Source organism: Colwellia sp. F1, from assembly GCF_056238625.1.
The window spans coordinates 100,006-110,438 of sequence record NZ_JBWDLI010000002.1 but is presented as its reverse complement, the minus strand read 5'-3'; the positions used below and the strand labels follow the sequence as shown (position 1 = coordinate 110,438).

Here is a 10,433-nt window from a genome sequence, read left to right as displayed (position 1 = left end):
ATAACAGCTGAGTGATTAAGTCGTTACACAGTTAAGCAATTGGATAACAGACACGTAGCTCAGCTAGATAGAGTAGCAGTGACTTGGCCACGAACCAGGCGCTAATACCCGCCAAGGTTCGACACCTACAGCAAACGCCACACATGCGTAAAGATAAACTAAATAATTACTTACTAGGGCATTTAAGGTTTGCGGTTAAGTTAGCTTGAATAAAGTTAGGTAAAGCACGTTTATCATCTACTCCCTCAACGCCTTTTAAGACTTCAAGTTTATAGCCATACCGCCCACAAATAATATAACTTTGACGGAATAAAAAAGCACTTAAATATTCAAACCGCGTATTTTTATTTGAAATAACTTCTAATTGATAATTGTTGGTCGACAACAGGGTTTTTTTATATTGTAGTTGGTGGTCAAAATCCCATTGTGTTCTTTGTTCATTTAACGCTAGCTTTGGTGGTATAGCACAAGCAGATAACCATAAAATACTCAATAGTATTAGCGTGTTTTGGCGTATGTCTTTGTTTTTTAATTCCTTCATGGCGCTTATCCTTATGGTTTTACCTTTCAGAGCTTTCCCGCTAAATAAGGGAACGCTAGTGATAATTATACTATAAATTACGTAGCCAATAGGGCATTAATTAAGTATTAATTACGTATCAGATCTTACTTCGGATAGTAGTATAAAAAAGGGGAATACAGTATGATCGTCATCAGAAACTATGGCTTTTTGTTATAGGAAAAATTTTTAAGGTTTTAATATGTTTGGTACAGCAACAAGTAAAGACGCAACCCGGGTGTTATTGCTCGGCTCAGGAGAGCTAGGCAAAGAAGTGGCGATTGAATGCCAACGCTTAGGATTAGAGGTTATTGCGTGTGACAGTTACGCTAATGCACCTGCAATGCAAGTAGCGCATCGTAGCCATGTGTTTAATATGTTAGATGCTAAGGCATTAAAAGATATTATTAACAGTGAACAGCCAGACTTTGTTGTACCTGAGGTAGAAGCCATTGCTACGGACGCATTAGTAGCGCTTGAAAACCAAGGGTTAAATGTGGTGCCTTGCGCTAACGCAACTAAGCTCACCATGAACCGTGAAGGTATTCGCCGCTTAGCAGCAGAGGAGTTAAAGATAGAAACCTCGCCTTATCACTTTGTAGATAGCTTAGAAGCGCTTAAAGAAGCGATTAATGATGTTGGCCTACCTTGTGTGATAAAACCTATTATGAGCTCATCAGGCAAAGGACAGAGTGTAATTAAGCATATTGAAGATATCGACAAAGCTTGGCAATACGCACAAAGTGGTGGGCGTGCGGGTGAGCAATCTAATAACCAACGCGTAATTGTTGAAGGTTTTATTGATTTTGACTATGAAATTGCTTTATTAACCATTAGTGCGGTTGATGGTATTCACTTTTGTGCGCCAATTGGGCATCGTCAAGAGGAGGGGGATTATCGAGAATCTTGGCAACCGCAAGTGATGAGTGAAAAAGCGTTAAAAGCGGCACAAATAGCGGCTAAAAAAGTGGTTGAAGCACTAGGAGGTTACGGTTTATTTGGTGTTGAGCTTTTTATCAAAGGTGATGATATAATATTTAACGAAGTCTCTCCCCGCCCTCATGATACAGGAATGGTCACATTAATCTCTCAAGAGCTATCTGAGTTTGCTCTACATGTCCGTGCTTTCACAGGTTTACCTATTAATACTATTGAACAATTCGGACCGTCAGCTTCGGCCGTGATTTTAGGGCAAGGAAAATCTACTAATATCACTTTTTCTGGTATTGATAATGCTTTGAGTCAAACGCAAACCCAACTACGTTTATTTGCTAAGCCTAATATTCATGGTACACGCCGATTAGGTGTCGCATTAGCGCGTCGTGACAACATTAAAACAGCGGTTAATGACGCCGTGGCTTGTGCTAACAAAATAAAAATACACTATTAATACGATAGATAATATGGCTTTTTTCTTTAAAAAGTTACCAAAGAAAATTTGTCGATAAAAACTAAGTCTGCTCAGACACTTGCAAGCCCTTGGTGTTATCTACTTTAAGCATAAAAAAACCGCTTAAGCCATTTGCTATAAGCGGTTTTAGTTAACTCTAATTAATTGTTTATATTGATATTAATCAGGTTAATTACTTCTTTTTCTTTACTGCTTTAGCATTAGGCAAGTCAGTAATTGAGCCTTCAAAAATTTCAGCAGCTAAGCCTATAGATTCATTCAAGGTTGGGTGAGCATGAATCGTTAAACCGATATCTTCAGCATCAGCGCCCATTTCAACCGCTAAACAAATTTCACCCAGCATTTCGCCCGCATTAATACCAACAATAGCGCCACCAAGAATTCGGCCAGATTCTTTCTCGAAAATTAACTTTGTTTTACCTTCAGTGCGCGCAGAGGCAATAGCGCGGCCAGAAGCAGCCCAAGGGAAGTTAGCTGTTTCAATGTTTAAACCTTCTTCTTTAGCTTCAGCCTCAGTTACGCCAACCCAAGCCATTTCTGGATCAGTATAAGCGATAGAAGGAATACAACGAGGCTCAAACGTATGTTTTTTGCCAGAGATAACTTCTGCTGCACAATGCGCTTCATGAACAGCCTTATGTGCAAGCATAGGTTGGCCTACAACATCACCAACGGCGAAGATGTGCGGTACGTTAGTACGTAGTTCGTTAGTAACATTAATAAAACCACGTTCGTCAACGTTTACACCCGCTTTATCAGCAGCAATTAAGTGTCCATTTGGCTTACGACCCACAGCAACTAAAATCTTGTCATAACGTACTTGCTCTGCTGGCGCGTTTTTACCTTCAAAAGTCACGTATAAACCGTCATCTTTTGCATCAACAGCAACAACTTTAGTAGACAACATGATGTTGAATTTTTTCTTGTTGTAGTTAGTGTAAATTTTAACAATATCTTTATCAGCGGCCGGCACTAATTGATCGGCAAACTCAACAACACTGACATTAGAGCCAAGTGCTGAATAAACTGTCCCCATTTCTAAGCCGATAATACCACCACCTAATACCAACATCTCGCCAGGAACATCTTGTAATTCAAGTGCACCAGTAGAATCAATAACGCGTGGATCATCTTTAGGGATAAAAGGTAAATCGATAACAGATGAACCAGCAGCGATAATTGCGTTGTCAAAAGTGATGGTAGTTTTTTTGCCGTCATTACCTTCGACTTCAATGGTTTTATCTGAAGTAAACTTACCGTAGCCATAAACCGTGTTTACTTTACGCGCTTTAGACATACCGCCTAGGCCTGTGGTTAGTTGACCAATAACGTCTTCTTTCCAATTGCGGATTTTGTCTAGGTTAATTTCAGGTTTGCCAAACGTAACACCGTGAGCGGCCATCGCTGCTGCGTCGTCAATCACTTTAGCTACGTGTAGTAATGCTTTAGATGGAATACAGCCTACATTTAAACAAACACCACCTAATGTTTCGCGGCTTTCAATGAGTACCACATCAAGGCCTAAATCTGCTGCACGAAATGCTGCAGAATATCCACCAGGGCCTGAACCTAATACTACTACTTGAGTTTTTATATCGTTACTCATGTTTATCCTTATTAAATAGATAAAGCTGAAACAGACCGGCTGCACCAACTTATGATTTATATAAATTTATGATGGCGAAATTCTACGCTTATGTGTTGAATTTCGCCAATATTAATTAACAACTGCCGACTAAAGTAGGCCATTTTGGGTTAATTAAAGTATTAATTTACGAATGTCTGACATTACACCGGCTAAATGTACGGTAAAGCGTGCCGCTAATGCACCGTCAATTACACGGTGATCATAAGACATAGATAATGGTAACATTAGTTTAGGTTCGAAATCTTTGCCATTCCATTTTGGTTTCATTTCAGATTTTGACACCCCTAAAATGGCCACTTCTGGTGCGTTAACGATTGGCGTAAATGCCGTACCGCCAATACCACCTAGGCTAGAAATAGTAAAACAACCCCCTTGCATATCTGCCGCTTTTAACTTGCCATCACGCGCTTTTATACTAATTTCAAGTAATTCACGAGATAGTTCATGGATACCTTTCTTATCAACATCGCGTACTACCGGTACAACCAAACCATTAGGCGTATCTACCGCCACACCAATGTGAACGTACTTTTTAAGTATTAAGCTTTCACCGTCTTCGCTCAAGCTTGAGTTAAACGTTGGGAAAGCGAGTAAGGCATTAGCCGCCGCTTTTAGTACAAATACTAAGGGTGTAATTTTAAAGCCAAGCTTTTGTTTTTCACAAATAACATTTTGCTCTTTACGAAAAGCTTCAACATTAGTGATGTCAGCTTCATCAAATTGAGTAACGTGCGGGATTGTTACCCAGTTACGATGTAAAAATGGCCCTGATATTTTTTGAATACGTGATAATGCTTTTGTTTCAATTTCGCCAAATTTAGAAAAATCAATCGCTTTAGCACTAACTACCTGTAAGCCACCTTCACCGGCAGCAACAGAGCTACCCGCATTGGCTTTTGGACGTGACAATTCATATTTTACATAAGACTGTACATCTTCTTTTAAAATACGGTTTTTATTACCAGTCCCTTTTACTAAGGTTAAGTCAACGCCAAACTCACGGGCAAGGCGACGAATAGAAGGCGAGGTATAAATAGCGCCTTTTTTAACGTCACCCGCTTGTGGGTGGTGTGGCACAGGTGCCGAGGTAGGTGCTGTTGTTGACGCTACCTTCGTTGGAGCACTTGCAGGTGCCTTTTCTGGAGCAGGAGCAGGTTCAGCTGCTTGGGCTGGGGCCGCCGCTTCTGCTTCGCCGCCACCACTTGTTTCAAGCTTAATAACCAGTGAACCTTGTTTTACTTTGTCACCGTTGCTGATATAAACCTCTTTAACGGTACCTGCATGTGTTGATGGTACATCCATGGTTGCTTTATCAGTTTCTAAGGTGATTAAACCATCCTCTTCTTCAATAACATCGCCAACACTAACGAGTACATCAATCACATCAACTTCACCGTCTTCACCTATGTCAGGCACAGCAATGTCAATGACTTCTGAGGCTGTAGGTGCCGAGCTCGTTGCCGCTGGCGTAGTTTCAACAGCAGGCTCAGCTTCGGGTGTTTCAGCAACAGGTTCGCTTGGTGCTTCAGGTGCAGGAGTGCTTTCAGTCTCTGTAGCGTCAGAGTCACTACTCTCTGCCCCTGCAGTTTCCATTTCGCCAATCACGTCGCCTTCTTTAATTTTGTCGCCAAGGTTTATGGCTAAGCTGGTAAGTTTACCGGCAAAAGGGGCTGGAATATCCATAGAAGCTTTATCAGTTTCTACCGTGATTATTCCTTCGTCGGCTTCTAATGTGTCGCCAACAGCAAAACAAATTTCGATTATTTCAACTTCATCGCCACCAACATCGGGGACTAGAATTTTTTCAATAGACATTTTACTTTCCTTCTCTAGTCACAAGTTACGCGTACAATGGGTTTAGTTTTTCAGTGTCGATATTAAAACGTTTGATTGCGTCTGAAACAACTGAACGCTCAATATCACCGCGGTTTGCTAACTCAAATAATGAGGCAACAACAATGTACGATGCGTTAACTTCAAAATGCGTACGTAAGTTATCGCGGCTATCACTACGACCAAAACCATCAGTACCTAAACAACGGTATTGTGTATTAATGTAAGCACGAACTTGATCAGAATAATTTTTAATATAGTCAGTAGCAGCTATTGCTGGGCCTGCTTCTGGTGTAATTACAGATGAAATATAAGGTACGCGAGGCTTACTTTCAGGGTGAAGCATGTTCCAACGCGTAACGTCTTGGCCGTCACGTGCTAACTCATTAAATGAGGTTACTGAGTAAACATCACTTGAAATATTGTAATCATCGCTAAGTATTTGTGCCGCTTTACGTACTTTCTCTAAAATAGTACCTGAGCCTAGCAACTGCACATTAGCAATAGCTTTGCCTTTAGCTGGTGTTGCTTGCTCTAGTTGATATATACCTTTAATGATTTCATCTTCAACTGTTTTGCTTTCAGGCATTGCAGGGTGTTTATAGTTTTCATTCATTAAGGTGAGGTAGTAGAAGATGTTTTCATTCTCTTCGTACATACGACGTAAACCTTCACGCACGATAACGGCAATTTCGTAACCATAAGTTGGGTCATAAGTCACACAGTTAGGGATTAAACCAGCTTGTACGTGTGAATGGCCATCTTGATGCTGCAGACCTTCACCATTAAGGGTTGTTCTACCTGCGGTAGCACCTAATAAGAAACCACGTGCTTGGCTGTCACCCGCGGCCCATGCTAAATCACCCACACGTTGGAAACCAAACATAGAGTAATAAATGTAGAATGGGATAGTTGTGGCATTACACGTTGAATAAGAAGTACCAGCAGCAACCCAAGATGCCATTGCACCTAATTCGTTAATACCTTCTTGTAGTACTTGGCCTTTTTTATCTTCACGGTAATAAGCAACTTGGTCAGCATCTTGTGGTACATACTTTTGACCTTCGCTTGCATAAATACCTACTTGGCGGAATAAGCCCTCCATACCAAAAGTACGTGCTTCATCAGGAATAATAGGCACAATGCGCTTACCTATTTTTTTGTCTTTTAATAAGTTATTAAGTACGCGTACAAATGTCATTGTTGATGAAATTTCACGGTCACCTGAGCCTTTTAAAATAGGGTCAAATATTTTTAAAGCAGGGATTTCAAGTTGTTCATCCGCTTGTTCACGACGTGCTGGTAGCGAGCCACCAAGGGCTTCACGGCGTGCCCTCATGTATTTGTACTCGTCACTGTCTTCTGGGAAGTTGTAAAAAGGTAAGTCAGCAATCTCTTCGTCACTTACGGGAATATTGAAACGGTCACGGTAATGTTTGACAGACTCAATATCCATTTTCTTAACATTATGGGCAATGTTTAATGCTTCACCAGAGGCACCTAAACCAAAACCTTTAACAGTCTTAGCTAAGATAACCGTTGGACGACCTTTAGTGTTTTTCGCTTTTTCGTAAGCGGCATATACTTTAACTGGGTCATGACCACCACGGTTTAAGCGCCAGATATCTTTATCTGACATATTAGCAACCATCGCTTTGGTTTCTGGGTACTTGTTAAAGAAGCTTTCGCGGGTGTACTTACCACCTTTGGCCTTACAGTTTTGGTATTCACCGTCAACTGTTTCGTTCATTAACTGAAGTAATTTACCTGAAGTATCACGTGCAAGTAATGGATCCCAGTAAGAGCCCCAAATAACTTTCACCACTTCCCAGCCAGCGCCACGGAAGGTACCTTCAAGCTCTTGAATAATTTTGCCGTTACCACGTACTGGGCCATCTAAACGCTGTAAGTTACAGTTAATAACAAAACATAAGTTATCTAACCCTTCACGTGAAGCTAAACCAATCGCACCTAATGATTCAGGCTCATCTGTTTCACCGTCACCTAAATAACAGTATACACGTTGGCCTGAACAGTCTTTAATACCGCGATCCGTTAGGTATTTTAAGTAACGAGCAGTGTAAATTGCTTGTAATGGACCTAAGCCCATAGAAACAGTTGGGAATTGCCAGAAGTCTTTCATTAAATGGGGGTGAGGGTATGAAGACAAACCTTTGCCATCACATTCTTGACGGAAGTTATTCATTTGCTCTTCCGTTAAACGCCCTTCCATAAAAGCACGTGCATAAATACCAGGAGAAATGTGGCCTTGTGCAAAAATAAAGTCGCCACCATCTTTTTCTGAAGCCGCTTTAAAGAAGTGATTAAAACCTACATCATAAAGTGTCGAAGACGAGGCAAAACTACCAATGTGGCCACCAAGATCTAAATCTTTTTTGGAAGCACGTAATACTAAAACTAAGGCATTCCAGCGAATAGCGGCACGAATGCGTGACTCAATGGTTTGATCCGCAGGCATATGCGGCTCTTGTCCTGGCGGTATAGTGTTTACATAAGCAGTGGTTGCTTCAAAAGGTAAATGAGTACCACCACGACGGGCACGATCAATTAATGCTTCAAGTAAAAAATGCGCGCGCTCAGGCCCTTCATTTTCTAGTACAGATTCCATCGACTCTAACCACTCTTGGGTTTCTAATGAATCGATGTCTATGTTTGGTAGATCTGACATATTGCGTTGTCTCCAATATTATTGATGTTTCAGTCGTGAGCGGTGAGTTAAAGAGTGGCGAAATACATGATTGATAATGGCTTTCGTAACTTGAAACTATTCTCTAAACTGGTTGTCTTTTACAATTATTACATAGCTGAAACTATGCACCTATACCGCAGCCCCTTTACCCATTACACTACGTTAATAGGCCTTTGTTTGTCTTAAAGTCAGCGGTTACGTTACATTCGCCTCATGGAGCGTTCCATTCGACTATTTTCTTGTGTCATCTTGAGAAGTAACTCTTCAATAAAAGCAAGGTGGCGATGACTAGCCCCCCATGCTTTTTTGGGCTGTCCGCTTGTTATCGCTTCGAGTAAATTATTTCTAAAATCTGTAATCTTGCTAAAAATGTCAGGGCGTTTTGCTAACATGGTTAGATTCTTTTCAATATTATCTATCAAAAGAGTAGACATACTACGTGCTGTATGTAATATCACTGCATTGTGTGATGCTTTACAAATAGCGATATAAAACTCATAAACTGCCTTAGCTTCAAGACTATAATCATTCTCTAATTGAGAGTTTCCGATTTGGTCGTGCTTATTTTGTATATCTTCAAAGTCTGCTTCTGTTCCGCGCATTGCGGCATAATAAGAAGCCATGCCTTCAATGCCGTGGCGAAACTCTAACAAGTCAAATTGAGATTCACTGGTGTTTGCCATTAAATCAAATAAAGGGTCAGAGAAAGATTTCATAATGGCAGTTGATACAAAAGTACCACCGCCTTGTTTGCGCGTTACTAAACCTTTAGCTTCTAATTTTTGTACTGCTTCTCGCAGCGAGGGTCTAGATACTTCAAATTTTTTGGCTAACTCACGCTCAGGTAACAACTTCTCACCTGGTAATAAGCTACCTTCTATAATCATGTTTTCTAATTGCGCTAAAATTATATCTGATAGCTTTTTTTGTTTTAATGGCAGTTGCATTAAGTCCTAAACCCTGAGATAAATCATCTTGGTAAATTGGTATTACCATTGTGTTTTTGCGAGTGTTAAAGTAACAAATAAACACCCAGCTTGCAACGTAATTTAGTTGAAGTGCGGCTGTAAAGCAAGAAGGTTTGATATAAAACAAGGTGTAAAAAGTAGAGTTAAAGCTTAAAACATTCGTTTAATTTGTTTGTTTAAATCAATGGTAATACCAATTTTTCGTATAAAAAACAGACGTTTCATAAGGTACTTGTGGGGGCAGGCGTAGGGCGAGGGGCTCAGCATCAATATTAGAATAAAAACTTATATTGATGCCAAACAAATCTATATTTAGCGATTAACGCACTGTGCCTATTAATTTATTATGCCAATGAGGGTTAGTATTGCAATAAATACTAACATTAATAGCACGTTGCGTTTAACTAAACGAACTAGTAGGCAGGGCTCTGCAGTGCAGTCATCATCTTCAATCATAAAGTCTTCAGATTTCTCTGCCACGTCAATAAGGATTTGATGGGCAGGTTTTTGGACATCAAATAAACTTTCTAACCACACAGGCATGGCCTTTGAAAAATGACCAACAAACATATAACCAAAAGAAGTGATTCGTACGGGTATCCAGTCAAGGTAAAAAAGTACGTTGTAATAGTTTTTACAGCCAGATGACAGCGCACCGGCAGACCAGCTACCTTGAGGGGCTTCTATATCACTTTCGGGTAAGGTGCTATCTGCGGTACGAGGGGTATCACAGCTTTTACTGTCTAAACTGCAGCCATTTTGTTGTTCAATTACCGTGGTTAATAAACGATAAAACACAGCACCAGCTGCGCCAAAAAATACAAAAAACAACATAATAGCAATATAGTAGCGATAATTTAACCACATTAGCGCTTGCCCAAAACTCATGGTTGGCAAGTTTTTATGCTGCAGTAATTGTTGATGGTGCAGTTGAGCAGTCGTTTCATCGCCTTTAAAAGCAGCGTGTAAATACTGTTTGTAGCTTTTTCTGGTGACAAAACAACCTAAAGTTACAATAAGGATTAAAGTAGAAATGATTAAATGTAATAAACCATTGTCTAAAAACGCTAACATGGCGTAAATAATCACGACGGGTATGAAGAGAAAAAGCGTGTACTTGACATTACTATTGTCACCATGGATTTTTGCCAATAGCTTGTTATTTAGAAATAAATTAACGTACTTTTTATAATAGTCATCAAAGCACCATGTTGTAGATGGAAGTGTTTTTTCTGCCATTAAGGCGATTAACAAACTTAAAAGACTCATGTGTAACCTTACTTGATAGTACTTGTTAATAATTA

General features: G+C 40.1%; 7 protein-coding genes. 1 reads left to right on the top strand and 6 read right to left on the bottom strand.

Annotated elements, in window-relative coordinates; all coding sequences use genetic code 11:
• Window positions 1–166: 166 nt before the first annotated feature.
• Window positions 167–541, bottom strand: coding sequence for a hypothetical protein (locus AC0UA9_RS02265; RefSeq protein WP_475656450.1), 375 nt, complete (start codon window positions 539–541; stop codon window positions 167–169).
• A gap of 220 nt (window positions 542–761) precedes the next feature.
• Here AC0UA9_RS02265 and purT point away from each other — a divergent pair, with 220 nt between their 5' ends.
• Entirely contained in the window at window positions 762–1,949 is a 1,188-nt protein-coding gene (gene purT, locus AC0UA9_RS02260) for a formate-dependent phosphoribosylglycinamide formyltransferase (protein WP_475656446.1), read from the top strand.
• Window positions 1,950–2,142: 193 nt separating this feature from the next.
• Here purT and lpdA read toward each other — a convergent pair whose 3' ends face one another.
• The 5 genes from lpdA to ampE all read right to left on the bottom strand — a co-directional run bounded on the left by lpdA (window position 2,143) and on the right by ampE (window position 10,398).
• Complete coding sequence (gene lpdA / locus AC0UA9_RS02255) at window positions 2,143–3,576, bottom strand: dihydrolipoyl dehydrogenase (protein WP_475656443.1); 1,434 nt, start codon at window positions 3,574–3,576, stop codon at window positions 2,143–2,145.
• A gap of 153 nt (window positions 3,577–3,729) precedes the next feature.
• Window positions 3,730–5,433 (bottom strand): dihydrolipoyllysine-residue acetyltransferase, encoded by a 1,704-nt coding sequence (aceF, locus tag AC0UA9_RS02250; protein WP_475656440.1) that lies wholly within the window; start codon window positions 5,431–5,433, stop codon window positions 3,730–3,732.
• Window positions 5,434–5,458: 25 nt separating this feature from the next.
• The gene (aceE, locus tag AC0UA9_RS02245; protein WP_475656437.1) at window positions 5,459–8,140 is read right to left on the bottom strand and encodes a pyruvate dehydrogenase (acetyl-transferring), homodimeric type; all 2,682 of its coding nucleotides are present in this window, start codon (window positions 8,138–8,140) and stop codon (window positions 5,459–5,461) included.
• A gap of 221 nt (window positions 8,141–8,361) precedes the next feature.
• Window positions 8,362–9,108 (bottom strand): pyruvate dehydrogenase complex transcriptional repressor PdhR, encoded by a 747-nt coding sequence (pdhR, locus tag AC0UA9_RS02240; protein ID WP_475656434.1) that lies wholly within the window; start codon window positions 9,106–9,108, stop codon window positions 8,362–8,364.
• A 357-nt stretch (window positions 9,109–9,465) separates the two neighbouring features.
• Complete coding sequence (gene ampE / locus AC0UA9_RS02235) at window positions 9,466–10,398, bottom strand: beta-lactamase regulator AmpE (protein ID WP_475656430.1); 933 nt, start codon at window positions 10,396–10,398, stop codon at window positions 9,466–9,468.
• Window positions 10,399–10,433 lie beyond the last annotated feature (35 nt).

Excerpts from the sequence above, each read along its gene's own strand:
- AC0UA9_RS02265 (WP_475656450.1), bottom strand. The coding sequence starts at position 541 with ATGAAGGAATTAAAAAACAAAGACATACGCCAAAACACGCTAATACTA.
- purT (WP_475656446.1), top strand. The coding sequence starts at position 762 with ATGTTTGGTACAGCAACAAGTAAAGACGCAACCCGGGTGTTATTGCTC.
- lpdA (WP_475656443.1), bottom strand. The coding sequence starts at position 3,576 with ATGAGTAACGATATAAAAACTCAAGTAGTAGTATTAGGTTCAGGCCCT.
- aceF (WP_475656440.1), bottom strand. The coding sequence starts at position 5,433 with ATGTCTATTGAAAAAATTCTAGTCCCCGATGTTGGTGGCGATGAAGTT.
- aceE (WP_475656437.1), bottom strand. The coding sequence starts at position 8,140 with ATGTCAGATCTACCAAACATAGACATCGATTCATTAGAAACCCAAGAG.
- pdhR (WP_475656434.1), bottom strand. The coding sequence starts at position 9,108 with ATGCAACTGCCATTAAAACAAAAAAAGCTATCAGATATAATTTTAGCG.
- ampE (WP_475656430.1), bottom strand. The coding sequence starts at position 10,398 with ATGAGTCTTTTAAGTTTGTTAATCGCCTTAATGGCAGAAAAAACACTT.